This is a genomic window from Candidatus Babeliales bacterium (assembly GCA_019749895.1).
GTDB lineage: Bacteria > Babelota > Babeliae > Babelales > RVW-14 > AaIE-18.
Window position 1 is genome coordinate 159047 of the sequence record JAIEPG010000003.1, and the last position, 24664, is coordinate 183710.

At 43.1% G+C, this 24664-nt stretch carries 24 protein-coding genes; 14 read left to right on the forward strand and 10 right to left on the reverse strand.

What is annotated here, in order from left to right:
- Nucleotides 1-72 precede the first annotated feature (72 nt).
- A complete protein-coding gene (locus K2W90_03415; protein MBY0353386.1) occupies nucleotides 73-627 on the forward strand; it encodes a hypothetical protein in 555 nt (184 codons plus the stop codon).
- Between the two features lie 4 nt (nucleotides 628-631).
- On the opposite strand, the gene dnaE is transcribed toward K2W90_03415, so the two are convergent.
- Nucleotides 632-4072, reverse strand: coding sequence for a DNA polymerase III subunit alpha (gene dnaE / locus K2W90_03420; GenBank protein ID MBY0353387.1), 3441 nt, complete (start codon nucleotides 4070-4072; stop codon nucleotides 632-634).
- Between the two features lie 159 nt (nucleotides 4073-4231).
- Nucleotides 4232-4864, reverse strand: a complete 633-nt coding sequence (locus K2W90_03425) for a hypothetical protein (protein MBY0353388.1) — start codon at nucleotides 4862-4864, stop codon at nucleotides 4232-4234.
- A gap of 297 nt (nucleotides 4865-5161) precedes the next feature.
- Here K2W90_03425 and K2W90_03430 point away from each other — a divergent pair, with 297 nt between their 5' ends.
- On the forward strand, nucleotides 5162-6142 hold the full coding sequence (locus K2W90_03430) for a hypothetical protein (protein ID MBY0353389.1): 981 nt from the start codon (nucleotides 5162-5164) through the stop codon (nucleotides 6140-6142).
- Nucleotides 6143-6252: 110 nt separating this feature from the next.
- Nucleotides 6253-7239 carry an ankyrin repeat domain-containing protein gene (locus tag K2W90_03435; protein MBY0353390.1) on the forward strand — a complete coding sequence of 329 codons (987 nt, stop codon included), beginning with the start codon at nucleotides 6253-6255 and terminating at the stop codon, nucleotides 7237-7239.
- Between the two features lie 55 nt (nucleotides 7240-7294).
- On the opposite strand, the gene frr is transcribed toward K2W90_03435, so the two are convergent.
- Genes frr through tsf form a run of 3 tightly spaced genes read right to left on the reverse strand, consistent with a single transcriptional unit; the run spans nucleotide 7295 to nucleotide 9464 of the window.
- Entirely contained in the window at nucleotides 7295-7879 is a 585-nt protein-coding gene (gene frr / locus K2W90_03440) for a ribosome recycling factor (protein ID MBY0353391.1), read from the reverse strand.
- 20 nt (nucleotides 7880-7899) lie between these two features.
- Nucleotides 7900-8595: a uridine monophosphate kinase gene (locus tag K2W90_03445; GenBank protein MBY0353392.1), complete on the reverse strand. Its 696-nt coding sequence runs from the start codon at nucleotides 8593-8595 to the stop codon at nucleotides 7900-7902.
- 2 nt (nucleotides 8596-8597) lie between these two features.
- Nucleotides 8598-9464 (reverse strand): translation elongation factor Ts, encoded by an 867-nt coding sequence (gene tsf / locus K2W90_03450; protein ID MBY0353393.1) that lies wholly within the window; start codon nucleotides 9462-9464, stop codon nucleotides 8598-8600.
- Between the two features lie 208 nt (nucleotides 9465-9672).
- On the opposite strand from tsf, the gene rpmF reads away from it, so the two are divergent.
- The 6 genes from rpmF (at nucleotide 9673) to K2W90_03480 (ending at nucleotide 15404) form a co-directional block, all read left to right on the forward strand.
- On the forward strand, nucleotides 9673-9948 hold the full coding sequence (gene rpmF, locus K2W90_03455) for a 50S ribosomal protein L32 (GenBank protein ID MBY0353394.1): 276 nt from the start codon (nucleotides 9673-9675) through the stop codon (nucleotides 9946-9948).
- Between the two features lie 110 nt (nucleotides 9949-10058).
- Nucleotides 10059-11024 (forward strand): phosphate acyltransferase PlsX, encoded by a 966-nt coding sequence (gene plsX / locus K2W90_03460; GenBank protein MBY0353395.1) that lies wholly within the window; start codon nucleotides 10059-10061, stop codon nucleotides 11022-11024.
- 140 nt (nucleotides 11025-11164) lie between these two features.
- The gene (locus K2W90_03465) at nucleotides 11165-11887 is read left to right on the forward strand and encodes a hypothetical protein (protein ID MBY0353396.1); all 723 of its coding nucleotides are present in this window, start codon (nucleotides 11165-11167) and stop codon (nucleotides 11885-11887) included.
- A 23-nt stretch (nucleotides 11888-11910) separates the two neighbouring features.
- Nucleotides 11911-13326, forward strand: coding sequence for a glutamate--tRNA ligase (gene gltX / locus K2W90_03470; protein ID MBY0353397.1), 1416 nt, complete (start codon nucleotides 11911-11913; stop codon nucleotides 13324-13326).
- Between the two features lie 62 nt (nucleotides 13327-13388).
- On the forward strand, nucleotides 13389-14477 hold the full coding sequence (gene fabD / locus K2W90_03475) for an ACP S-malonyltransferase (protein MBY0353398.1): 1089 nt from the start codon (nucleotides 13389-13391) through the stop codon (nucleotides 14475-14477).
- Between the two features lie 42 nt (nucleotides 14478-14519).
- Nucleotides 14520-15404, forward strand: a complete 885-nt coding sequence (locus K2W90_03480) for an Rpn family recombination-promoting nuclease/putative transposase (GenBank protein ID MBY0353399.1) — start codon at nucleotides 14520-14522, stop codon at nucleotides 15402-15404.
- Nucleotides 15405-15432: 28 nt separating this feature from the next.
- Here K2W90_03480 and K2W90_03485 read toward each other — a convergent pair whose 3' ends face one another.
- Nucleotides 15433-16611, reverse strand: coding sequence for an ATP-binding protein (locus K2W90_03485; protein MBY0353400.1), 1179 nt, complete (start codon nucleotides 16609-16611; stop codon nucleotides 15433-15435).
- Nucleotides 16612-16828: 217 nt separating this feature from the next.
- Here K2W90_03485 and K2W90_03490 point away from each other — a divergent pair, with 217 nt between their 5' ends.
- The 3 genes from K2W90_03490 (at nucleotide 16829) to fabG (ending at nucleotide 20086) form a co-directional block, all read left to right on the forward strand.
- Nucleotides 16829-18670 (forward strand): cation-translocating P-type ATPase, encoded by a 1842-nt coding sequence (locus K2W90_03490; protein MBY0353401.1) that lies wholly within the window; start codon nucleotides 16829-16831, stop codon nucleotides 18668-18670.
- Nucleotides 18671-19001: 331 nt separating this feature from the next.
- On the forward strand, nucleotides 19002-19346 hold the full coding sequence (locus K2W90_03495; protein ID MBY0353402.1) for a hypothetical protein: 345 nt from the start codon (nucleotides 19002-19004) through the stop codon (nucleotides 19344-19346).
- Nucleotides 19289-20086 (forward strand): 3-oxoacyl-ACP reductase FabG, encoded by a 798-nt coding sequence (fabG, locus tag K2W90_03500; protein MBY0353403.1) that lies wholly within the window; start codon nucleotides 19289-19291, stop codon nucleotides 20084-20086. Before K2W90_03495 ends, fabG begins: the two co-directional genes overlap by 58 nt.
- 9 nt (nucleotides 20087-20095) lie before the next feature.
- Here the strand turns inward: fabG and K2W90_03505 are convergent, their stop codons facing one another.
- Both K2W90_03505 and K2W90_03510 read right to left on the reverse strand, forming a co-directional pair.
- Nucleotides 20096-20533: a nucleotidyltransferase substrate binding protein gene (locus K2W90_03505; protein ID MBY0353404.1), complete on the reverse strand. Its 438-nt coding sequence runs from the start codon at nucleotides 20531-20533 to the stop codon at nucleotides 20096-20098.
- Nucleotides 20521-20820 carry a nucleotidyltransferase domain-containing protein gene (locus K2W90_03510; GenBank protein MBY0353405.1) on the reverse strand — a complete coding sequence of 100 codons (300 nt, stop codon included), beginning with the start codon at nucleotides 20818-20820 and terminating at the stop codon, nucleotides 20521-20523. Before K2W90_03510 ends, K2W90_03505 begins: the two co-directional genes overlap by 13 nt.
- Nucleotides 20821-20975: 155 nt before the next feature.
- Between K2W90_03510 and acpP the strand changes: the two genes are divergently transcribed.
- Nucleotides 20976-21224 carry an acyl carrier protein gene (gene acpP, locus K2W90_03515; GenBank protein ID MBY0353406.1) on the forward strand — a complete coding sequence of 83 codons (249 nt, stop codon included), beginning with the start codon at nucleotides 20976-20978 and terminating at the stop codon, nucleotides 21222-21224.
- Nucleotides 21225-21236: 12 nt separating this feature from the next.
- The gene (locus K2W90_03520; protein ID MBY0353407.1) at nucleotides 21237-22691 is read left to right on the forward strand and encodes a beta-ketoacyl-[acyl-carrier-protein] synthase family protein; all 1455 of its coding nucleotides are present in this window, start codon (nucleotides 21237-21239) and stop codon (nucleotides 22689-22691) included.
- An 87-nt stretch (nucleotides 22692-22778) separates the two neighbouring features.
- Here the strand turns inward: K2W90_03520 and K2W90_03525 are convergent, their stop codons facing one another.
- The gene (locus K2W90_03525) at nucleotides 22779-23450 is read right to left on the reverse strand and encodes a hypothetical protein (GenBank protein MBY0353408.1); all 672 of its coding nucleotides are present in this window, start codon (nucleotides 23448-23450) and stop codon (nucleotides 22779-22781) included.
- A gap of 37 nt (nucleotides 23451-23487) precedes the next feature.
- Nucleotides 23488-24342 carry a hypothetical protein gene (locus tag K2W90_03530; protein MBY0353409.1) on the reverse strand — a complete coding sequence of 285 codons (855 nt, stop codon included), beginning with the start codon at nucleotides 24340-24342 and terminating at the stop codon, nucleotides 23488-23490.
- Nucleotides 24343-24664: the final 322 nt, after the last annotated feature.

Here is a 24664-nt window from a genome sequence, read left to right on the forward strand (position 1 = left end):
TGTAGCATGCAAACCAATATTGGCCAATTAAAATAGCAGTATGCCTGTTATGCGCAATAAAAAAGGAGAGCGATGGAGTCTGGAAAAAATCTTGCCGGTGCAAGTGTTGCATGGTTTAAGTTGGCCTACCTCATCACACGCAAAGAGCGCGAAAAGGCTTTGAGTGTTTACCGGCTTTTATCACACTCGTTTGAAGACCGTGCGTATGCGCTGCAGCTGGAAGGTGATATCTTGTGGGCACTTGACGATCAGCTTGCATCTGAAAAATATAAACAGGCTGCCTTTTTGTATCGTAAAGAAAAGCGTTGGGTTAATGCAATTGCCGTGTGTGAGCACATGCTTGCGCTTGATCAGGCCAACCAAGATTTGCGGGGTATAGTGCTTGATTTGTACGTCATTGCCGACTGGGACGAAAAGCTGCAGCAGACACTTCATGCGACGGTACAAACAACAAAACAGCATGCATTGAGTGAAGATCAGCTGTTTGAATTATTCAAAATCGTGATTGATCGCGCCAACGACTGTGACGATTTAACCAAAAAAAATCGCTTAGTAACATTGGTAAAATCTTTTCAAGAGCATGTGCCAAGTGCTGTGTGGGCGCGACTGCAAACCTGTCTGGCATAAGGTACTAAACAGCAATTGAGATTTTGATGCCGTGCTTTTCAAGTGCTTGTAAAATATCTGAGTTACAAACAACCTGTTGTTTGCTTTGTAAAACCAAATCTATGCCGCTCTCGTTAAAAGCGAGCATGAGTGGGGTGGTGCCGGGGGTGAGCATGGCGCGCATGTGTGTAACAAGTTCTTCGTCAAAGTTTGCCGGTAGGCCCAGTGTAACGCCCTGTATTGCGTGTGTTTGTTCGAAAATCATTTCGATGGGCAGCATAACATTTGCTTTAATTTTGCATTTGTTTTGCGACGTTATGTCGATAGTGCCCTTAACCAAAAAGACATCGTGCTCATCAAGTAGCTGTTCAACTTCTTTGTACGTTTTGGGAAAGATAATAATTTCTGCATGATCGGACAAATCTTCCATGTTAGCAAATGCCATCTTATCACCTTTTTTGGTGTTGATAACGCGCTTGCTTTGCAGCAGGCCAACGCATACTACATCAGGCTCGCGCAGCGACGTGACCGATTCAATTTTTTGTAACGCTTCTTTAAAGCTGGTAGTTGCAAGCCATTGAACAATGGGATAGCTACGTAGTGGATGCGAGCTTAAATAAAAGCCGGCAACCTCTTTTTCTTTTTCCAATTTTTCTTTGGTAGTAAAGTCGGCCAATGGCTGAAAGGCGTAAAATTCTTCGGTTTTATTTTTATCTTGGCTCATGCCAAACAAATCCATTTGGCCGGTAAGTTCTTGCTCTTTAAGTTCGTGCGCGCGTGCTAGCACTTTTTCAAGCTCGGCAATTTTTTGTGCGCGGTTGCCTGGCAAGCAGTCAAGAGCGCCAGCATAAATTAAACTTTCAAAAACGCGCTTATTGACCGTGCGCAAGTCAACGCGCTTGCACATGTCCAGCATATCTTTAAACGGTGCAATTTCGCGTTCTTTCAAAATATCTTTGAGTGCGTTTTCGCCAACGTTTTTAATGCCTTGCAGTCCAAACAAAATACCATCTGGCATGGCAGCAAATTCCATTTCAGAACGGTTAATGTCCGGTGGTATGGTTCTTATGCCCAGGTCGCTAATTTCTTGCAGATAGTGCGTGAGCTGGTCTGGGTTGCTGGTTTCAAAGCTTACACAGGCAGCCATAAACTCTTTTGGATAGTGCGCTTTCAGATACGCGGTTTGGTAGGCAATCAGTGCGTATGCTGTTGAGTGCGATTTGTTAAAACCATACCCAGCAAAGTAGGCCATCAAGTCAAACAGGTCGCCTGCTTTTTTTTCATCAAAGTTGTTTTCTTTAGCACCTTGCACAAACAACGAGCGCTGCTCGGCCATTACTTCAGCCTTCTTTTTTCCCATCGCGCGGCGCAAAATGTCTGACGCGCCCAGTGAGTAGCCCGCAATGGCAGAAGCGATTTTCATAACCTGTTCTTGATACACAATAACGCCATACGTTTCTTCCAAGATTGGCTTTAACTCAGCAAAAGCGTAGGTAACTTCTTGGCGGCCGTGGCGCCGTTCAATAAAGTCGTCCACCATGCCTGCGCCCAACGGACCTGGTCGGTACAGCGCGTTAACTGCAATTAAGTCTTCAAATTTTGATGGCTTAAGTTTGCGCAATACTTCTTTCAACCCATCAGATTCAAATTGGAATATGGCGTTGGTTTGCCCCCGCGATATCAGTTCAAATACTGCTTTGTCGTCAAGAGGGAGCGTGTCTAAGTCGATATCAACACCGTGATTTTTCTTAATAACTTTTAAGGTGCGGTCAATGACCGTTAAGTTTTTTAAGCCTAAAAAGTCCATCTTCAAAAAGCCGATACTTTCAAGCTCGGTCATAGCATATTGTGCAACCAGATCAGTTGATTTTGGTGGGATGTACAGTGGTAGCACTTCGTCAAGCGGTTCGGGCGATATTACAATGCCAGCAGCATGTTTTGACGCGTGGCGTGTAAGCCCTTCAAGTTTGAAGCAGATATCAAACAGATGCTTAACTTTAGGGTCAGAATCAACCATTTCTTTTAAGCGTGGTTCAAGTTCAAATGCCTGTGTTAAGTTAATATTGAGCTGGTTGGGAATAAGGTCGGTTAGTGCATTGGCATCTTGGAACGGAAATTCCATCACGCGCGCAACGTCTTTGATTACGCTTTTTGCCATCATGGTACCAAACGTTATAATTTGGCATACGCAATCGTGCCCGTACTTTTCTTTAACGTGATTAATAACCGCTTCACGGCCTTCAATGCAAAAGTCGATATCAATATCTGGCATGCTGACGCGTTCAGGGTTTAAAAAACGTTCAAAGAGTAAGTTGTATTTGAGTGGGTCTACGTTGGTAATTTGCATGGCCCATGCAACCAGTGAACCAGCAGCCGAACCACGGCCAGGACCAACTGGAATTTTTTGTGCCTTTGCCCATTTAATAAAATCACTAACGACCAAAAAGTAACCAATAAAGCCCATCTTCATGATCAAGCTAATTTCTTCTTCAAGCCGCGCATCATAAACAGGATACTGTTCCTGCGGAATTAAACCCTTTTGTTTAAGTTCCACCAAACCTTCACGGCAGGAGTGCTCAAAAAAAGTTTCTTGTGTGTACTCTTTGGGTACCGGTGATTGTGGAAAAAATAGCTTTCCCCACTCAAAATCAAAGTCGCAGCTGTCGGCAATTTTTCCTGTGTTCCACACAACTTCTTCATGACCTTTAAAAATTTCCAGCATTTCGCTGGTGGAGCGGACATATGTCCGGCAATCACCAAACGAAAAGCGATTGGGGTTTGAAAGAACGTCTTTAGTTTGAACCGACAATAACATTTCGTGGGCTTGATGATCTTCTTTTCTTAAATAATGTGCGTCGCTGGTAGCAATGCATGGCACATTGTACCGCTTGCCATAATCGAGCAACATGCTGTTTAGGCCTGCCTGTTTTTCTTGATCAGTTGGTTGCAGTTCAAAAAAGAAACGATCAGGGCCAAAAATTTCTTGAAATTGGTAAATGCGTTGCACCGCTTCGTCGTGCCGATCTTCTTGTAGCAGTGTTGGAATATGTCCGCCAAGACACGCGGTGCTGGCAACAAGGCCTTCCGAGTGCTTTGCTAAAATGGCATAATCGATACGCGGTTTAAAGTAAAAACCTTCCTGATAAGCATATGAAATGAGCTTACATAAATTTTTATAACCGACTTTATTTTGCACAACCAAAATTAAATGGAAATATTTTTCTTTAGCATTTTTAATAGCAACATCGGGCGTAAAGTACATTTCTATGCCCAAGATTGGCTTAACCTTTTCTTTCTGTGCCAGCTGAAAAAATTTTACGGCGCCAAAAATATTGCCATGATCAGAAATGCCGATAGCCTTCCATTCCTGTTCTTTGGCCATTTTGACCAAGTCTTTGAGATGAATAGCGCCATCCAGCAGAGAGTATTCAGTGTGAATGTGCAAGTGGGTTAAGTGATTGCTCATAATGCTCTTTTTTGTGCAACGGTAAAAAATTATTTGAGAAGGTATTCGATTGTACAGAAAAGTAGCACAAAAGTTGAGCCTTTTTTTTAGACAAAAAAATACCGAGCAAAGTCTTAAGACCTTGCTCGGTAATAAAATTCAGTATAAAGCGGGCGAGTTTTACTCACCAGCTACTGGAGCGTTTAAGCCAAGATCATTGCTGATTTGGTTTAAGTCGCCGTTGTTTTGATCAGCAAATGCAGATACACGGTTGATAAAAGCTTGCAATGTGTTATTAAACGATTCACGTTGCGTCAGCAACGCGCTGTACTTAGCTTGCAACGCGGTCAAGCTATTGATAATACCAAGAGCATGAGCTTCGTTCTCTTGGTTTACATTAATCAATGAATTTTGAGCTGCTAAAAGTTGTGCTTGCAAGTCTGCATTAAGCGCTTGAAGCTGAGCAATTTCTTCGTCAGTTGTTGTTCTGAGTATATTTAATTCGTTAGTAAGATTATTAACAGCGATAATTCTATCTTGTTCAGATTGGTTTAAATCTGACTGAATAAGACTAAATTTGTTTCTGATTAAGTTAAAAGTTGACTGACGCAGTGCTTGCATTGCATCAAATTGACTATCAAGTCCAACAAGAGCATTGTTCCATCCTTGTAGTGCAATTGACGATTCATCAAGCTTTGCATCGATATCGTTTAATGCGTCATGAACTTGGTTAAACCACGCTGGGGCAGTTGCTGAAGCAGTAACGCTAAAGCCTACAAATGCTAATGCGGCAAAGTATTGTTTAAAATTCATAATAGAATCTCCCTGAGTTATGGTTAGTAATTATTTTTACCTGAACCAAAGGTTGCGCTGCCTTTGGCATGTACTTAGCTTGCAATATTTTTATTTCTACTTGCAATGATTTTGTTTCTTTTTTTTACTTTGATCGACTCAGTCGCACAAATCTAAGGTTGCAGATAGAAAACGTCATTTTTTAAAAACCGTAAATTTGAATTAAAAAGTGAGTTTTTTAAAAAAGGTTACAAGTTTGCTAAAAGTTTTTAAACTAAAGCCCTTTAGTTATAAAAATGCAAAAAAGTGGGATTTTTTATGAATGCGGTCATGATCAGTATGTTTTTAATCAGCAGCGTTATGGGCCTGGTTATGCTCTGGTTTGCCGGCGGGCGGGTGGTAACTTATGCCGTCAAGGTTGCGCCAGCCTTTGGTGTTACCCGCTTTTTTATAGCCTTTATCTTGCTGCCCATTGTGGCCAACATTCCGGAATTGTGCGTGGCAATTTCTTCGGCCCTAACGGGCGTGGGGCAAATGGCTGCTGGTGATGTTGTGGGGGCTAATTTTACTGAAACAACCCTTATTTTAGGCATAACCCTGCTGGTAACCAAGTCCATCATTTTGACCAAAAATGATCAAATGCGCTCAATGGTCCTGTTAGCTTTGAGCAGCATTATCATGGCGATCAATTTGTTTATTGGTCAGCTGACACGTTTTTACGGCCTGGTGCTCATTGCTTGCTACGCCGGTTCGTTGTTGTGGGTCTACCGCCATCGTACACTGCAGGAGCTGCAAGAGGCCTATGCGGTAACGCATGAGCTGTTGTACTACAAAGGTATTTCGTTTTGGTACACTAAGTGGGGCATAGCGCTCAAGCTTTTCATGAGCCTGTTGCTGGTACTTGCTTCTTCAATGGTGGTGGTGCACAGTGTGGCCCACTGCTCGTACTGGTGTGGCCTGCCGCTAGAAACGGTGGGGGCAACCGTGGTGGCCATGGGTACCTCGCTGCCAGAACTGGTGGTCAGCCTCAACGCGTTAAAAAGTAAAGAGTATGGCCTGGTGGTGGGGCCAACGCTGGGCAATGTGCTGGGCCACGGTACGTTGGTGCTGGGCACGCTCACGTTTTTGTCTGACATTCCCATTGATTTAACCCCGCTGCGTTCAACTTCGTGTTTTATGTTTGCAACGTTTGCATTGGTTGGATACAGCCTTTTTAAAAAAGAGGTAGGCAGGTTGACCGGTATTGCTTTACTGGCTCTCTTTTTTTTCTATCTTATTTTTCATGCTTTTATTAAGTAACTGAGCAAGCGATATAATTATTTACGCTCATTACTTTCTTTTTCTCATGCCAGCTTGCTAGAGTTCAATCACGGTGGGAAACGGAGCTGCTCATTATGAGGGGGCTGATCATGAAAATAAGATTGCTCATGATGATAGTTGTAACAGGTTTTTTTGAGCCATGTTTTGCAGCGAGTTCTAGCGATTGGATAGAGCAAGAAGAAGTATCTTTTGAAGATTCAAATTTTCGATCTTTTCCTGAAGAGCTCATGCTTACTATTTTTAACTATGTTCTTTCGACTGATGATTGTCCGGGTATCGATTCTTTTTTCAAAAATTTTAAAAAGCTTGTATTGATGAATTCGCGCTGGTGCCGGCTTGCCTACGTTATTTCTGGTGGTCCAATTGGCAGTATGCGCAGTGCGCGTACTTTTTTGTTGGGTCGTGTGCAGCGCCAGTCCATTGATGCTTATGAGTTTCATGCAACATGTGCCACATTAGAAAGAGTTCTTAATGTTAGCCAATTTTTGCAATTTGAGCGTGAAACACAAGAGTACCTTGAGCGGCACACACTAGATGCTGCGGTGTACTCAGCGGTGTACGAGCATGACTATCAGGCACTTGAACAGGTGCTTTTTAACGGTGCAAGCCCGCACGGTTATGCCGACCCAAGTGGTCTTACTCCGCTTAATTATGTCGTTATGAGTTCAAACTCAAAAGCAATGCAATTGCTTAAAGCGCGCGGGGTGCAAGCAGCAAGTCCGTTGCACATAGCCATAAAACAAAAAGATGTTAATGCGGTTCGTGTGCTCTGTTGTTTTGGTGCTTCACTTGAAACAACCGATCTTTATGAACGAACACCATTGCTGTGCGCTGTTGGTTTGGAGTTACGGGGTGATTGTGCACTCGTGCGTAAACTCATCCATTTTCTTGCGTGTGCTGGTGCCCGTTTTGATGTACAAGATCGTTGGGGTAATGGTCCGGTTGTACTGGCAAATCAGGCTCTTAAAGACTTTGTAAGGCGTTTGAGATTGGCAACAGACCAAGAGCGTATGAAGTTTTATAAGAAAGATCAAGAATTCGAGCTAGCATATGCGCTGGAGCGTTTAGCGTTATAAAAAAAGGGACAGCCTGTTAAGAGCTGCCCCTTTAAAAATTCAAGATATCAAAAGCTTATAAACTCTTAAGTTCAGCGCTCTTTTTATCATGTGTTGTATCTACTTTGCTAATAAAATCGTCGGTGACTTTTTGCAACAGCGTAGTAAGTCTCTTTGCAAAATCTTCAGAAATGATCTTTTTCTTTTCTGCATCACGAATTTCATTGTGAAAGTCTTTGCGCACATTTCTAATGCCAACGCGGCATTCTTCAGTTTTTTTGCCCAAAACTTTTACCAATTCATCGCGACGAGCTGAACTCATTTGAGGTAATTGAATGCGAATGATGCTGCCATCATTTGCTGGAACAACACCAAGGTCTGATGTTGTTAATGCTTTTTCAATAGCGCTGATATTGTTTGAGTCCCACGCTTGAATAGTCAGCAATCTGCTGTCTGGAGCTGCAAGTGTAGCAATATCTTTAAGAGGCATAAATTGGCCATAGCTTTCAACTTTGAGGTCTTCAATCAACTTTGTTGAAGCTCTACCGGTACGAATGCTGGTCAATTCTTTTTCAAAATGCTTTAATGGCTTATCCATTTCTTGTTTCAAAAGATTTTCTATACTTTTAGAATCACCTTCGAGAAATGCTATTTCTTCCATCATCAATCCTTTGTGAGTAGTTAACTAATTGTACTGCCAATTGTTTGGTCGCTAGCTGCGTTTAATAAAGCGTTTGGTGCAAAAACATCAAAAACGCGAATTACTACGTTATGTTCTTGTGCCAAGGCAATAGCGGCACTGTCCATAACTTTAAGTTGCTTACTCATAACTTCTTGGTAACTCAGTTGCTTATATGCTTTTGCATGCACGTTTTTACTTGGGTCGGCATCGTAGACAGCATCTACGTTGGTTGCCTTCCACACTTGGTCTGCATCAATTTGGAGCGCGCGAATAATGGCATTGGTATCGGTTGATACAAATGGATTACCCGTACCGCCTGCAAAAATAATGCATTGCTTGTTGCGCAATGCCTGATCAATAGTTTGTTGCGAAATGCTTGGCGCAACTTGCGGAGCTTCTAGTGCGCTCAAAAGCAGCGCGTCAATGCCAGCTTCGCGTAAAAAGTTATGCAAAATAACGCCGTTCATCATGGTTGCCAGCATGCCAACGGTATCAGCAGCGCTGCGTGGCAGTCCCAACTGTTGGCCATGTTGATGTCCACGAAAAAAGTTGCCGCCGCCAATAACAATGCCAAACAGCATGGTTTTTTGAAGTTCTACAAGTTGTTTGCTTAAAGCAGTAGCAAATTCTTTGTTAAACACAGCGCCAGCGTGATCAAAAAGTTGTCCACTAATTTTGATCAAAACTCTTTTCATAGTTATTTTTTTCCTACCGTGAAGCGAGCAAATTGCTTAATTTTAATAGTATTTTTGATTTTGTTGCCAACTTCAGCTAATTGACGTTCAACGGTTACATCTTCGTTTTTGATGAATTTTTGTTGCGTCAAGCATACATCTTGATAGTACTTGCTGAGCTTGCCAGTGATCATTTTTTCAATAATGTTAGCTGGTTTGTTGCTGCCTGCAACTTGTTCTTTAACAATATCGCGTTCTTTTTCAACTAAGCTTTGGTCAAGATCTTCTGGTGCAATGCACAATGGCTTGAATACCGCAATATGCATACAAATGTCGCGAGAAAGATTTTTCAATTCTTCCAGGTGTGCGCTGCCGTCTTGTTCTGTTTCAAGCTCAATTAAAGCGCCAACGGTTGAACCGGGATGGATGTATGCGTTAACAATACCAAATTTTCCAACCGAAAAGTTCTTGATAGCGCCGACTTGAATGTTTTCAGCAATTTTTGCCAAAATATCGTTGTGATGGTCTTGAAGTTCTTTATGGTCTGCAAAAAGTTTTGCTATGTCTGAACAGCTGTCTTGTGTTGCAAGTTTTGCTGCATGAATAGCAAATTCTTTCATAACGTCAGTATTTGCAGAAAAATCTGTTTCGCACACGACTTCCACCAAAGAACCATGTTTAAAGTCATCGCTGATGTATGCTTCAATACGACCGTTGTCGGTAGCATTTTCTGCACGCTTAGCAGCAACTGAGGCGCCTTTTTTGCGGAGGAATTCAATAGCTTTTTCAATATCTCCTTGGGATTCTTCCAGTGCTTTTCTGCAATCCATCAAGCTCACTTGCGTTTTTTCGCGTAGTTCTTTGACTAAATCCATGTTCGATTTTGTCATGAGTGTCTCCTGCATTAGAAATTTGAAGAAATCGTGATATTCTGATGATCAATTACTATTGTGCCAAAAATGACTGATTTTACAAGTTTGTAATTAGATTTTGACAAAAAGACGTTATAAAATTACGCTATACGGCATATATCAAGTTTTAAAAGCTTCATGAATTAGTTAAGCTCGAAGTTGAGCGTATGCATACCAGGAGTGAGAAATGCCAGTTCCTAAACGTAAACAGTCCCGATCCAGACGCGATAGCCGCGCAGCAAACAAAGGCCTTAAGCCAAGTATTCCAGCGAGCTGCCTGACCTGCCAATCCCCCGTTGCTATGCACCAAGTGTGCAAAGAGTGCGGTTACTACAAGGGCGTAAAAGTATTGCGCACCAAGGGTGAACGTATGTTCGAGCGCGGTAAAGCACGCGAAGGCCAAATGGCTCATGCTCGAGCAGAAGGCGCTTTAGCAGCAGATGCGGCACCAGAATCTAAATAAGGTTTAAAAAAAGGCTTGAAAGAGCCTTTTTTTGTATCACACAGTCTTATCATACCGGATAACTCATAGTCGTTTCGTAAAGAAATGATAAGGTGCGAGAGGATCAAGCAATGATAGCTATTGATGCTATGGGTGGCGACCACGCTCCTCAGGTTGTTGTTTCTGGTGCGCTCAGCGCTGCCAAAGATAATGTTCCTGTAATGATCTTTGGCCCGCAAGCGCTGGTTAAAACCCATTTAGATCAACTTGATCCTACTTGGCAGCGTTATCCCATAAAAGTTACCGATGCGCCAGAAAGAATTGGTATGGCCGAAAATCCAGTTCTTTCGATTAGAAAAAAACCGACTTCTTCCCTTGTTCAAGCGGTAAGAAGTGTTAAAGACCAGCAATGCCGTGGTGTTGTCTCTGCGGGCAATTCTGGTGCTTTTATGGCAGCAGCCTCATTTATTCTTGGCAGAACTGAAAATATCGAACGACCTGCTATTTTGGGCCTTTTGCCCGGGTTGCATGGTCGTGTTGTTGGGCTCGATCTGGGTGCCAACACAGAATGTCGCCCCCAACATTTATATCAATTTGCCCATTTGGGCGCCGATTATGCACAACACGTTTTGGGCATTGCCAACCCCCGCGTAGGTCTTTTGGCCAACGGGGAAGAAGATGAAAAGGGTTCGGCATTAACCAAAGAGGTTTTTGGACTACTCAAGCAGTCTAATCTTAACTTTGTGGGTAATATTGAACCATACCAAATAGTGGTGAATAAAGCCGACGTGGTTGTTTGTGACGGTTTTTCGGGCAATATCTTAATAAAAACTATGGAATCGGTTCATTATATGCTGGCAGCGTATGGCAAACAAGAGCTGACCAAGCTCAAAGATGATGCCTGCAAACAGGCCATTGCCAGCTGGGGAGAGCGGTTTTTTAGTGAAATTGAAGATAAATTTACCGGTAGGCCCTTTGGTGGGGCAGTCTTGGCAGGCGTTAATGGCCGTGTAGTTGTTTGCCATGGCAGCGCCAATGAATATGATATTAAGCAAGCAATTATGTTGGCAGCAGCCCGTATTGTTGAGAAAAAGTGATAAAAAATTACCAATAGCATCATTTTTTGCCATTTTTGGCCAAAATATACAAAATTGTATACTTTTATTATAAATAAGTTATAGTTGAAAATAATCACAGTAGTAAATTTACTGTTACCTACTTTAACGTTGGAGATAGCATGGAATCAATGAATAATCCAGTTTTGCAAGGACTTGATCGTTTGATAAACAATCTTGTTGCGCATAAAAAGCTTGTAATAACGGCTCTTTTGGCCACAAGCTTGGGTGCCGCATCATTTTTTGGTTATCGCATGTACGATCAGCGTGTGCAAGTAGCAGCCCACCGTGACTTTGTTGAAGCGCTTAATGTTTATCAAGCGCCAGTTAAAGGGCAAGCAGCACAAAAGAACGTTACCAGCGATCTTCAATTTGATTCAGAACAAGAAAAGTGGGAAAAGACAGAACAGGCATTTCGTCAAGGTTATGCAAACAATAGTCGTGCTGGCATTGCAGCTGCCTTTTTGGCATTGCAATCTGCAGCATTAAGCAATCTTGGTCGCAAAGATGAAGCGTTGACCGTGTTGCGTGAAGCGCTTGCGCATATGAAAAATGCCGAATTAAAAAGTTATTATGATGTTAAGCTTGCCTTGATGCAGCTTGACAGCGAAAAAGAAGAAGAGCGCAACGCTGGTCTTGAGCGTCTTAAAGCAATGAGCTTTGAGCAGCAAAACGTTGCGCACGATCAAGCTTTGTACCATCTTGGCGAGTACTTCTGGGTAAACAAAAAGTTTGATGAAGCAAAAAATTATTGGCAGCAATTTGTGGTGAAATACGGCTCAGAGATTGAGTTGGCACAGCAAGTTGCTCTCGTGAAAGCAAAGTTAGATTTGATAGCAGTATAAATTAGATTGCGGTATAAAAAACTATGAATACAAAACAGCCGGTGCGCGTACGTTTTGCACCATCACCAACGGGACATTTACACATTGGCGGCGTTCGTACCGCTCTTTTTAACTGGCTGTTTGCGCGGCATAATGAGGGAACTTATTTGCTGCGTATTGAAGATACCGACGTGCAACGCTCAACCAAGGAATACCTTGACTCGCAGCTGGCCTCATTAACATGGCTTGGTCTGCTGCCCGACGAAGAGATGGTGTTTCAGCGCGACCGTGCCCCTGGGCATGTAAAGCACGCTTACGAATTAATGGATCGCGGGCTGGCATACCCATGTTTTTGCCCGCCCCGCGATATGGACGAAGTTGTCCAAGCGCATGAACAAGGCATTGTAAACAAGTACGCAGGTATTTGTCGCGACAATGCGTTTACGCAAGAAGATTTGAAAAAACCGCATGCAATTCGGTTTAAACTGCCCGCAGTAGGCAAAGAGATTTCGTTTGACGATATCATTAGAGGTAAGATCAATGTTTCAACAGAAACGCTTGATGACTTTATTATCGTGCGACGTGACGGCCTGCCTATGTACAACTTTTGCGTTGTTGTTGATGATATTTTTATGAACATCACCCACATTATTCGTGGTGAAGATCATATTTCCAACACCATTAAGCAAGTGTTGTTGTACCAAGCGCTGGGTAGCCAGATGCCTGCTTTTGCCCATCTGCCGCTGATTTTGGGAAAATCTGGTGGTAAGTTGAGCAAGCGCGATGCGGCCGTTTCGGTAGAACATTATCGCGCACAAGGTTTTTTGGGCGATGCTTTATGCAACTACTTGGTGCGTTTGGGCTGGTCGCATGGTGACCAGGAACTGTTTACACGCCACGAGTTGGTTGAAAAATTTACGCTAGAAGCCGTTGGTAAAAAAGGCTCAATTTTTGATATGAAAAAGCTTGAATGGTTAAACGCGATGTACATGCGTCAATTATCATTTAGCCAGATTATGCAAGCGCTTGAGCAGATGAACCCGGCTACTGTGAGCCAGTTGCAAGTAACCTGGTCAGAAAAGCAGTTAGAAAGTTTAGTCAAGCTGTATGGCCAGCGTGCCATAACGCTGGTGCAGCTGCACCATGACATAATGAGTTTTGCGCACGATCCGCAAGAATTAGACCTTGCGTTGATTGAAAAATGGCGCACTCCGCAAACAGCATTGCTGTTGCAAGAATTTTTAGCATACGTGCAAACGGGTGAAATTACCCATGCAGCGTTGCTTGATGCAGCACAAAAAATTTGTGATACGCATCAAGAGAAGTTGGTTAATGTAGCGCAAGCATTACGCTTGGCATTAACCGGATCAATTCAAAGCCCCGGTGTTTTTGATTTGATCGAAGTTTTAGGCAATCAACGAGCTAGCATAAGAATTTCGTTGTTGCTCGCACGGCTGTAAAAGTCTGCGGTTTTAGTATGTGAGGTTATAAGTCTTTACGTAGTATCGGAAAGGTATTTACCATGAAAAAAATAGGTATGCTTTTCCCCGGTCAGGGCGCGCAAACGCTGGGCATGGGAAAAGAATTTTATGATAAAGAACGCGTGGTGCAAGAGTTATTTGAAGAAGCATCAAATTGTTTGGACAACAATTTTGTCCGGCTTTGTTTTGCTTCATCAGACAATGAATTGCGCGGAACGGTTAATGCGCAAGCCTCAATTTTTTTAGTGAGTACCGCCATTGCTCAGCTCCTTAAAGAACGCTACGGCGTGCAGCCAGACATTGTTGCTGGTCACAGTTCTGGCGAATACGCAGCACTGTTTGCAGCTGGTGGTATGACATTTCCCGATGCTCTTTATCTTTTAAAAAAGCGTGCTACGTTTATGGAAGAAGCAACGCTAGAAGCCCGCGGTACCATGGTTGCCGTGATTGGTTTGTCGTATGATAAACTTAATGAAATTTGTAAAAAACACGATGTTCCAGAAAGCTTGGAACATGTTGCTCAAATTGTAAACTATAACAACAGCAAACAGCTTGTTGTTTCTGGTACGGTTCAAACGCTTGAAAAAGTTATTGATGATGCTCGTGCCGCTGGTGGCAAAATTATCGAACTTGATGTTGCCGGTGCCTTTCACTCCCGTCTCATGGACAATGCTGCCCAACAATTTGCGCAGTACATGGTCAAAGTTGATTTCAAAGATCTCCACGTTCCTCTTGTTACTAACGTTGATGCTGCTGTTGCAACCACGGGGGCGCAGGTGCATGAAGCACTACAAAAACATATGAACAGTCCAGTGTTGTGGTGGCCAAGCATGCAGCATTTTAAAGATTGTGATGTTATTATTGAAGTAGGGCCTGGTATTGCCTATGCAAAGATGTTGCGGCGCGAATGGCCAGACAAAGAAATTATCTCAATTAATGATCAAAGCGATATTGAAAAGCTGTTAGAAATTCTTGGCAAGGTTGTTGAAAAGCACGAGCACAAAGATGGTTGCAATGCTGAGTACTGCGCTGAAGACGAGCTGGTTGTTGTTGAGCCGGTTGTTGAAGTGGCGCAAGAAGTTGTGCAAGATGCTGCGCCTGTGCAAGATGATGCTACTGTTCTGGAATAAAATAGTAATTCGAATTTTAATCTTTATACCAAGGAACCAGAGATGCTTTTTTTAGATCCAATGAGCGATATTGCATTTAAAAAACTTTTTGGTGATCAGGCAAAGCAAGAAATTGTTATAAGCTTTTTGAATAGCGTTTTGGGGTGTAAAGAAGGGGAAAAGATTGTTAGTGTGGTGATTACCGATCCCTACAATACGCCCGATACAAAGTGGCTTAAAACAAGCATCGTTGACGTTCGATGTGTTGATCAAAGTGGGCGAAATTATATAATTGAGCTGCAAGTTGAATGTCAAAACGACTACCCTGAACGAAGCCAATATTATGCAGCACTGGCAATGGCACGACAACTTAAAATTGGTGGTCAATACGGCAGCGTTATGCCAGTAATTTTTGTTGGTGTTCTTGACTTCAATATCTTTGAAGAACCAGATTACCTTACTCACCATAAAATTCTTAATACCAAAACCTATGCACATTCGTTGCGCCACTTAGAGTTTCATTTTATTGAGTTGCAAAAATTTAACAAAACACTTGAGCAACTTGACGACGTTATAGATAAATGGATTTATCTTTTAAAAAATGCTGCAACATTAAATACCATTCCTAAACAGCTTAAAACCCCTATGGTTTTGGAAGAAGCGATGGAAGTACTTGAAGAAGGAAACATGTCGCCAGCTGAGCTTACCGCGTATGATCGCTTTGTTGATGCACGCAGGGTTGCTGAAAGTGTTAAAGAAACGCAAATAATGATGGGTAGAGAGCAGGGTAGAGCTCAGGGTAGGGCTCAAGGTAGGGAGCAGGGTAGAGAAGAAGCCCAACGAGACATGGTTCTAAAAATGTTATCAAAGCTCAGTATCAATCAAGTTGCAGATATTACCGGTTTATCTGTTGATGAAATTAAAAAAATCAAAGCTCTGAAAAAATAGTTCTGACCGTCTTTAAAATCTATTTTTCTTAAATCGTATCAATAAGCCCGCCAACTGATCGCCAGCTGAGCACTTCTGCCTGTGGCCACGTTTGGTTTTGCGCACCTCCGTACACTAAGTACTTGGGGTTTTCTTTGTTTTCAACAATCTCTTGCCAAGTTTTAAGTCCCGTAAAAAAGTCAGTTGCTACCGTTGAGCTGGCTTTAATTTCAAGTGGGATTGGGTAGCGAGAGGTATCAATAATACAATCAATTTCATGACCGGTTTGGTCGCGCCAAAAATAAAGACTTGGTTGTTGCTCGCGATTATGTTGCTGTTTCAATAAATCAGTAATAATCATCGATTCAATCAGGTTGCCGCGCAAATAGTGGTCGGCCAGCTCTTCAGCAGAACGAATTTTGAGTAACGAGCAGGCAATGCCAGAATCAACAAAATAAAGTTTTGGTGATTTAATGATTCGTTTGCCATAATTTTCATAATACGGGTACAGCAAAAAAATAACGTAGCTCGCTTCAAGCAGCGAGATCCATGCGCTCACGGTGCTGTGCGTAACGCCGCAATCATTGCCTAGTGAGGTAAAATTGAGTATTTGACCAGTGCGTCCAGCGCACAGGCGCATAAACTTTTGGAACAAGCTCAAATCCGCCACATTTTTAATTTGGCGCACGTCGCGCTCAACATACAAACGTAGATAGTTGCTGTACAAACGATCAACTGAAACTTTTTCTGCATGCGCTTTTGGATAAAAACCGCGGTACAGAGCCGTATCAATTTTTTCTGGTAACAGTGATGCTTCTTCAAGTTCTTGTAGCGATAATGGAAGCAAAGTAAGCACGGCCATCCGTCCAGCAAGTGTTTGTGTTATTGCTTCATCTACTAAAAAATTTTGTGATCCGGTAACAATAAAAAAACCATTCTTTTTTTCGCGATCAACCATTGTTTGCATGTACGACAAAAGCTTTGGTGTGTGTTGAATTTCATCCAAAATAATACCAGCTTCGTTTGGATAATCGGTCAAAAATCTGCGTGGGTCTTCTTCTGCCAGAGCGCGTATGTCATAATCTTCCAAAGAAACATAGCGCTTTTCAGGAAAGGCTGATTGTACCAATGTTGTCTTGCCAGATTGGCGGGGGCCCAAAACGGCAACAACGGGGAACTCTGAAGAGGCTTCGAGTAAATTTTGCGTAATTTTGCGTTTTATGTGCATTTTTGGGCTCCATTTCCTGACCGATTGAGAATCGTACTTTCAATTAGTATGAGTATTCAGCAAAAAAATGAGAAAAGCAAGCAATCTAAAAAGCTCAATAAATCTCACTCGTTTGCTATACAATATATTTCCAGCAATGTTTTATGCTACCATAAAGTATACTTTTTACCTTTCGGGCGTGCGTGGTAAGATGTTTGGTTATAAAAAAAGAGATGATATGAAAACGTATAACGTTCTTTACGGTAGTTATATTCTGGTTATATCAGTTGCGTTTGGGCTTATGCTGGCCAATCAAGCACCGGCAAGCGTGTTTGGTATGTATGGCCTACTTTTTATTGCATTGGTTCCCATTGTCATTGATGCACTTAAAGATTTATACAACAAAAAAATTACCACCGAGTTATTTTTGATTTTTGCTACCGGCGTTGCGCTGGCAGCTCATGAAGAACAGGCAATTATCGTTGTTCTGATTATTATGCATCTGGCAAAGTATGCGGAAGAGTTTATTAAAGAAAAAACGGGTAGGGCGATTGAAAGCCTGATTCGTTTGGTTCCAACCAACGTAACCGCGGTTATTAATGGCCATGAGCAGGTGTTAGAAGTGGGCAACGTGCAGCCAAACATGCGTTTGATTATAAAAACAGGTGAGCAAATTCCCGTTGATGGCATTATTGTTGATGGTCAGGCCAGCATTAATGAATCGTTTTTAACCGGAGAAAGTACGCCGCTGGAAAAAGGGATTAAAGATCCGGTGTTTGCCGGCACCTTTGTTCAAGCGGGTAGTGTTGTGGTGGTGGTTGGCAAGGTTGGTTCCGAAACGCATTTTGGCAAAATTAGCCGCCTGCTTGAGCAAGCAGAAAAGGAAAAAGCAGCGATTGTTTCGGTAACCAATCGTGCAGCATTAGTGGTGGTACAGCTGATGATGGTGTTTATTGGCATTGTCTGGTTTTTAACCGGCAATCTCTCGCTGGTGACTACTTTGCTGGTTTTTGGATCTCCCATCGAATTAACGCTCATTACGCCACTTGCCATTTTGGCGGCAACAGCAGCTGCTTTTCGTTCGGGCATTTTAATTAAAGGTGGTAGTGCATTGGAGCATTTTTCTGATGTTGATATTCTCATTTTTGACAAAACGGGAACACTGACTATTGGCCAACCTGAGGTTGTTTCTATAGAATCGCTCAATCAATCGTATTCTGAAGATGATATTGTAACAATTGCGGCAATGATGGAAAAACGTTCAGGGCATGTGCTTGCCAAGGCAATTTTGCAGCGCGCTGCCCAAAATAATAGAGAGATCCCAGATCCGGACCGCTACGAATCGGTAACTGGGCATGGTATTGAGGTTGAGCATGCCGGCAAAAAATATGTGCTGGGCAGCCAGCATTTTATTGAAGCGCCCGAGCATGCCAATATTCATATTCCTGAATCATTGCTTGCAACGCAAGATTCCAGTTCTACTTTCTTTTATTTGGCATGCGATAATCAATTGTGCGGGAGAATTGGCGTTGCCGATTCAATGAGGCCTGAAGCAAAAAGTACGATTGATCAACTCAAAAAATTTGGGATTAAAAAAGTGATGTTGTTGAGTGGTGATCGTCTTGAAGTTGCGCAACATGTTGCTGCTCAGTTGGGCATAGAAACGGTTTTTGGCCAGGTTGATCCTGATGAAAAGTTGCGTATCATCAAAGATTTGCAGCAAAAAGGGCACAAGGTTGCCATGATTGGCGATGGCATTAACGATGCTCCCGCGCTGGTGCAAGCAGATGTTGGTATTGCGATGGGTGCCATGGGCATGGAGCCTGCAATTCAGGCAGCAGACATTGTTTTGATGGCAAACAATGTGCAGGGCGTTGTGTTTGTATATGCGCTCTCCCGTAAGGTTTTTCGCTTGATTTTGCAAAATATTTTTGTTGGGCTTGCAGCGGTGCACATTTTTGGTATAGTTCTTGCGTTGTTTAATGTGGTTACGCCCATTGAAGCGGCGTTGTTTCATGCTGTTACAGATCTTTTTATTTTAGTGAATTCAGCACGACTTATTCGATTTAAGCTTGATTAATGAAAATTACCGGATAATCTTCTTAAGTCCAGTTAAAACTAGAAGGGAATGTTATGGAAACTGTGCGAGAAAAAATATCTATTCAAGAATTAAAAAAAATGTCAGCAAAAATGTACGTCCCTCGATACATTTTTTCGCGTTGCTCAAAAACACTCGGGATGAGCGGGTGTGAAGTAGTTTTGATTAAAGAAAATAGAAATTTTAGCAGTTTAAGTAGGTTCCAGCACTCTTCGCTTATCGCGAGTGTTCTGTGTAGCTCGCTCATCCCGAGTGTTTTTCCGGAGGAAAAATGTATCGAGGGAAAGAAGATTGTTAACAAGCTGGTGATTTCATGATTATTCACAAAGAAACCTATGAGTCTGGTCGTTGGTTTAAATTTTCTATCTTTGAACAGATGGCCAATATTGGCAGCGAGGTTGAACGGACGATTCACTGGAAAAAGACTGGGGATCTTGAGTTGAGCCGAAAAGCATTTGAACGTGCTCTCGAGTTGATCGATTTTACGGTGCGTGACCAAAAAAATAAAGGCTGTGGCAGACTCAAAGAGATTTTGCGTACGCGCGAGGCCCTGGTTGACCATTTTGTCTATGACAATGAATACAACACCACCGATGAAGAGTGGCAGCGCTATTTTTACGATTTCACGTACGCAGCGGCATTGCAACGAGGACGGTAGAAATGTACTGCATGGTAACCGGTGGGGCGCAGGGCATTGGCCGCGCAATCACATCACTTTTTTTGCAACGAGGCGACCGTGTTGTGGTGCTTGATTGTCTTGATGCAGCAACGCAACAGGTAAGCTCGCTGCTTCAAGAAGGCGCTGAATATGTTATGTGTGATATCTCTTCTGCTGCGTCGGTGCAGCAAGCATTTTTCTATGTCGATCAACAAAAAATACGTCTCGATGTTTTAGTAAACAACGCGGGCATTTCGCGCGACGCCTTGGCAGTGCGCATGCGCGAGGCCGACTGGGACGCTGTTTTTAACGTGAATCTTAAAGGTGCTTTTTTGTGCTCACAGCAAGCGCTCAAGCGTATGATGGTTGCAAATGATGGTGCTGGGCACCAGCGCAAGCCTGCGTACATTGTGAATATGAGCTCGGTTGTGGCACTCACTGGTAATGCCGGTCAAGCGGCTTATGCTGCCAGCAAGGCAGGTTTAATTGCACTCACCAAATCACTTGCGCACGAATATGCCAATCGCAATATTTTAGTAAATGCCGTAGCACCTGGTTTTATTGAAACGGCAATGACGCAGCGGTTGTCTGATGACGTTCAAAAAAATATCTTTGAGCGTATCCCGCTCAAGCGCTTTGGCACGGTTGAAGACGTTGCGCAGATGGTTGGCTTTTTGACGTCTGGTAGGGCGGATTATGTGACCGCTCAGGTGCTGAGTGTTAATGGTGGGATGTATTAATATGAGGGCTTAAACCTTCATAGCGTCAACTAATTTTTTCATCAAATCATAGTACCGTGGAATTTTGTAAGAGATTTTGATAGCAACTTCTTCGTTGTAGGTATGCACCAGTCTATTGCGGTCATCAACGATATCCAAAAGATGTGCCGTTTCTGTTTTGTTGGTGAAATCTAGTTTGAAACATTCGCGAAAAACGCTTTTGGGGGATTGTTGTTCAATGCCGTGCATGCCCCAAAGATATTCTTTTACGTATTTCCAGAAAAGATCGAAGGATATTTCAAAAAGTTTTGTTACAGAATTGCGATACGTACGTATCAATTTTTCATCGCTCGATTCATTCTTGCAGATTTTGTTTAAGGAATCTATTTCTTCCTTAAGTCCTGAAAGTGCTTGTAACATTGTTGTTTGTTTTACCATTAATTTTTCGATACCGGTTATTTTTTCCATAAAATTCCGTATTTGTTAATTTGTTCAACCATGATTGGTGATGTATTGTGTATGTCAACCACATCAACACAAAATGGAATATTAAGTGTGTCAATGGCGTCGGTAAGTTCAGAAAGATCTCTTGATGGTATTTCCTGTCCACAATCAATTGCCAAATCAATATCTGAGTGTGGGGTATTGGTTTGTGTTGCCCGTGATCCAAAAAGGTAAAGACGGCATGATGGGAAATGTTTAGTAACAAGATCTATGAGGTTTTGATGGTATGGTTCTATTTCTTTATAATTCATAGTTTTTAGGTAATTTTTTAAAAAAATCTTCTATAACAACTATTATAGCATAGAAAAATTCTCAATTTTAGCTATCCTTTAATTCTTTCATAAAAGAATAGTTAATGTAAACAACACACAACAACCTAAAGCACAATTAAAGGGAGATTAATCTCATGGCATTTTCACGCGAAGACACACTACAAAAAATCCAACTTATCATTGCCGACAAATTAAGCATGCCACAAGAAAACATCAAGCCAGAGGCCACATTCAAAGATCTTGGCGCCGACTCGTTGGACATTGTAGAAATTATTATGAGCTTTGAAGAAACCTTTGGTGTTGAAATTAAAGATGAAGACGCAGAACAAATTAAAACAATTGCGCAAGCGGTTGATTTAATTCATCAAGCTCGTACCAAGTAACGCGCGTTTATTGTGGCGCACAAACACGAAGTTGTTATCACCGGCATTGGTTTAGTAACCCCGGTTGGTAACGACACCGCAACAACCTGGCATGCGCTGAGCAACGGGATTTCTGGCATTACTGCTTATGATTTGGCACTCCCTTCAACCCTTCGAGACGTTTGTCTTCGCAAAGCTTCGTCAAGCTCCTCAGGGAAGGCGGGAAAGGGTTTTAGCGCTGAGTCTGGCAAAGAGTCAGGGGGAACTGATTGTGGTGTACAGGAAAAAATTTCCTCCGTTCTCCCTGAGGAGCCTGAAGGGCGTCTCGAAGGGTCGAAGGACGAGGGATCTTACGAATCCAACGTTGTTGGCATGCCGGTTGGTTTGGTAAAAAATATTCAACAGCAGCTGAACGCTTTGCTGCCCGCCAAGTTACAAAGCCGCAGTGAGCGCTTTACGCACTTGGCATTGCTGGCAAGTAGCCAAGCACTGGCAGACGCTGGTTGTGACAACAACACGCCGCACGATCGAGAAACTTTTGGTGTGTACGTTGGCGTGGGGATTGGCGGCTTGAGCACCGTACAAGAAGCAGCGCTTGGTTATGCAGCGCGCGGCGCAAACGGCGTTTCGCCACTCGTTATTCCCAAAGCAATCAACAACATTGCCGCCTCCTGGGTAGCCATGCAGCACAACCTGCAAGGGCCGGTGCTGGGGCTTACCAGTGCGTGTTCGTCGGGCGCCGACGCCCTGGGCCATGCCTTTCGTGCCGTGCGCGACGGCTATGCCACCATAATGCTTGCTGGCGGGGCAGAAGGGTGTGCAACACCGTTTGCCATGACCGCTTTTGACAACATGCGTGCGCTTTCGCGTTGGCAGGGAAAGCCGGAAGAGGCAAGCAGGCCGTTTGATGTGCAGCGAGCGGGTTTTGTGATTGCTGAAGGTGCTGGCATGCTGGTACTTGAACGCAAAGACCATGCGCTGGCGCGTGGTGCGCATATTTATGCCCAGATTGTTGGGTACGGCGCCAATGCCGATGCCTACCATTTAACGGCCATGCACCCGGAAGGGCGCGGTGCTGTGCAAGCAATCAGACAAGCGTTGCGCGATGCTGGCATTACGCCTGACCAGATCGATTATATCAATGCCCACGGCACGGGAACGCAGATGAACGATGTTGTAGAAACGTTGGCACTCAAAGAGGTTTTTGGTGCACACGTTGACCCACAAACGCCTGGACATGCGTTGGTCAGCTCAACAAAGTCGATGACCGGGCACATGATTGCGGCTGCCGGCGGGGTAGAAGCGGGTATTTGTGCGTTGGCACTTGAGCATCAGCTCATACCACCAACCATTAATCTTGACCAACCGGACCCGGCTTGTACACTTGATTATGTGCCGGGCAAAGCGCGTGAAGCGCGGGTGCGCTATGCGCTTTCAAATTCGTTTGGCTTTGGTGGTGGCAACGCGGTACTAGTTTTTAAGAAGTAGTTTTAAAAAAAATTAGAAAAAATTTTATATATAAAAAAAGAGGCGCATTAAACAATGCGCCTCTTTTTTATAACTTATGTAGAAAATTTATGAGATCAGGCTAGGCTGCAGAGCAAGAGATGCTCGTGCTGCGCGAAGTTCTTGGCTTGGTGAAAGCGCTAAGCTTATTTCACAATCGTTGAGCAACTCTGAATAGGTCAATGTTTTAACGTTGAAGCTTGGGTCGTTAAACTTCTGTTCACACTTTTGGCTACGCAGTTGTTTAATTGCTGTCAAATTACCACAGCGTGCTTGTTCTTCAACTGACAAGGTAACTTGTGGATTGTTGCAAATTGAGCGATGCAAGTACTTTACTTCTGTTTCAAGATTTTCTTCCATACATCGTTTTTTGTTGTTGGTTACTATGCATCGTGGTTGCATTGCTTCAAGCGCTTGCGCACGTTCTGCGGTGGTTGTTCCTTCAAGGTTGCACACTGCTTGTTCTTCGGGCGTTAATGCATTGTCTTGTTCAAGTTTGGCGCATGCTTGTGTAAGTAACTCATTCAGAACATCGTTAAGCTCTGTGCCGGTTTCTGGTTGCTCTGTGCTGGTAAACAGCTTTTGTACCATCTCAAGTTGAGAGCCTACCAGTAGTGCTGCTGTTGCCAGTACAAGCGTAGCGCAGACAGTTGCCTCGGCTCGAGCGTTGTAGCTATGAGCGTTGCTGGTGGTCATTGTTGCGGCAAATGTTACCAGGGCAATAAAACGAATAAGTTTCATAAAATTACCTTTTTTATTTTTTGTGTAAGAATTGTTCTTAGTTTTTGAAGAATGTCTTGTAAAGCAATCCGCTCATGCTCGGTACGCTGTAGGCTTGTGGTTGTTCAGTAACAACCGGAGTTTCAACTTCTGCTGGAGTGCTTGGTTCGTTAACAATAACAGGCTCTGTTACAGGTTCTGTGTTTTCTTTTACGTCTGGTTGTTCTGGCGCAACGGTTGGTTCATCTTCTGGCTTACAAACAAGATAAAAATCGGCATGTGGCGCTTGGCAAACCTCTTCAGCATCTTCTGCTGGCGTGCTTGGTGCGGTAACAGTTGCCGGCTCTGTGTTTTCTTTTACTTCTATTTTTAATGGTCTGCTGGAAGTAAGGAATATGCCATTTTCTTCGTCAAGGCCGCACATTTTCAAAGAATCTGGGTGTGTAGTGTTTGTTAACGACAACCATTGTGCAGCAAGGTCGATGTGGCTTGCAAGGTAAGCAGCGGCAAGTACAACGGGCACAGCAATAAGTGCTCCAGTAACTTTTACCAAAGTCCATGCATGGTTTTGGGTTACTGAAGTATAATCTTCAACGGTTACTTCTTCTTCGGTTGCTTGAGCGTTTATGTGAGCGTTTTGAGCTTCAGTTACTACGTCTTTGGCAGCTACTTCGGCTTCTTCAACAATCACTTCTGGTACAACGTTAAATTCTTTGCACAGAGCATCAAATTCTTTGGCTAGAATTTCGAAAACAAAAAAGCCTTGATCTTTGCCTTTTGGGCTGATATCAAGCACTGTAGAGGGCTCAAAAATAGTTTGAGCGACTTCAGATGATTCCCAAGCAACAAGTTCTGTTGTGCTGGCAAGTGTTGCAGCGCACAATGCCGCCGCAATAATACGATTAAATTTCATAGAAAGATCCCCTAAAAAAACCCCAGGACAATTAATAAACTACCACATGAGTTTAGCTTGGACAAAACTTTTGTCAATTTGTTGAGGTGGGCTTTGTGTTGGTTTCTAGGTCGTTATTTGAATTTTGAGTGTCCCAAATAAAACCAAAGGCCCGCTCGGTTTTATCCAAGCAGGCCTTTTTGTGGGTCCCTCTACCCCCAACCCTCTTGAAATAATCTCTAGGTTGGTGATTTTGGGTGGGTCGGTGTTTAAGGTTTTTATTGCGGAAAAAATTTTATGTGCACCGAGTTTTAGAAAAGAGACGCACTGCTACCAGTGCGTC

Excerpts from the sequence above, each read along its gene's own strand:
- K2W90_03415 (MBY0353386.1), top strand. The coding sequence starts at position 73 with ATGGAGTCTGGAAAAAATCTTGCCGGTGCAAGTGTTGCATGGTTTAAG.
- dnaE (MBY0353387.1), bottom strand. The coding sequence starts at position 4,072 with ATGAGCAATCACTTAACCCACTTGCACATTCACACTGAATACTCTCTG.
- K2W90_03425 (MBY0353388.1), bottom strand. The coding sequence starts at position 4,864 with ATGAATTTTAAACAATACTTTGCCGCATTAGCATTTGTAGGCTTTAGC.
- K2W90_03430 (MBY0353389.1), top strand. The coding sequence starts at position 5,162 with ATGAATGCGGTCATGATCAGTATGTTTTTAATCAGCAGCGTTATGGGC.
- K2W90_03435 (MBY0353390.1), top strand. The coding sequence starts at position 6,253 with ATGAAAATAAGATTGCTCATGATGATAGTTGTAACAGGTTTTTTTGAG.
- frr (MBY0353391.1), bottom strand. The coding sequence starts at position 7,879 with ATGGAAGAAATAGCATTTCTCGAAGGTGATTCTAAAAGTATAGAAAAT.
- K2W90_03445 (MBY0353392.1), bottom strand. The coding sequence starts at position 8,595 with ATGAAAAGAGTTTTGATCAAAATTAGTGGACAACTTTTTGATCACGCT.
- tsf (MBY0353393.1), bottom strand. The coding sequence starts at position 9,464 with ATGACAAAATCGAACATGGATTTAGTCAAAGAACTACGCGAAAAAACG.
- rpmF (MBY0353394.1), top strand. The coding sequence starts at position 9,673 with ATGCCAGTTCCTAAACGTAAACAGTCCCGATCCAGACGCGATAGCCGC.
- plsX (MBY0353395.1), top strand. The coding sequence starts at position 10,059 with ATGATAGCTATTGATGCTATGGGTGGCGACCACGCTCCTCAGGTTGTT.
- K2W90_03465 (MBY0353396.1), top strand. The coding sequence starts at position 11,165 with ATGGAATCAATGAATAATCCAGTTTTGCAAGGACTTGATCGTTTGATA.
- gltX (MBY0353397.1), top strand. The coding sequence starts at position 11,911 with ATGAATACAAAACAGCCGGTGCGCGTACGTTTTGCACCATCACCAACG.
- fabD (MBY0353398.1), top strand. The coding sequence starts at position 13,389 with ATGAAAAAAATAGGTATGCTTTTCCCCGGTCAGGGCGCGCAAACGCTG.
- K2W90_03480 (MBY0353399.1), top strand. The coding sequence starts at position 14,520 with ATGCTTTTTTTAGATCCAATGAGCGATATTGCATTTAAAAAACTTTTT.
- K2W90_03485 (MBY0353400.1), bottom strand. The coding sequence starts at position 16,611 with ATGCACATAAAACGCAAAATTACGCAAAATTTACTCGAAGCCTCTTCA.
- K2W90_03490 (MBY0353401.1), top strand. The coding sequence starts at position 16,829 with ATGAAAACGTATAACGTTCTTTACGGTAGTTATATTCTGGTTATATCA.
- K2W90_03495 (MBY0353402.1), top strand. The coding sequence starts at position 19,002 with ATGATTATTCACAAAGAAACCTATGAGTCTGGTCGTTGGTTTAAATTT.
- K2W90_03505 (MBY0353404.1), bottom strand. The coding sequence starts at position 20,533 with ATGGAAAAAATAACCGGTATCGAAAAATTAATGGTAAAACAAACAACA.
- K2W90_03510 (MBY0353405.1), bottom strand. The coding sequence starts at position 20,820 with ATGAATTATAAAGAAATAGAACCATACCATCAAAACCTCATAGATCTT.
- acpP (MBY0353406.1), top strand. The coding sequence starts at position 20,976 with ATGGCATTTTCACGCGAAGACACACTACAAAAAATCCAACTTATCATT.
- K2W90_03525 (MBY0353408.1), bottom strand. The coding sequence starts at position 23,450 with ATGAAACTTATTCGTTTTATTGCCCTGGTAACATTTGCCGCAACAATG.
- K2W90_03530 (MBY0353409.1), bottom strand. The coding sequence starts at position 24,342 with ATGAAATTTAATCGTATTATTGCGGCGGCATTGTGCGCTGCAACACTT.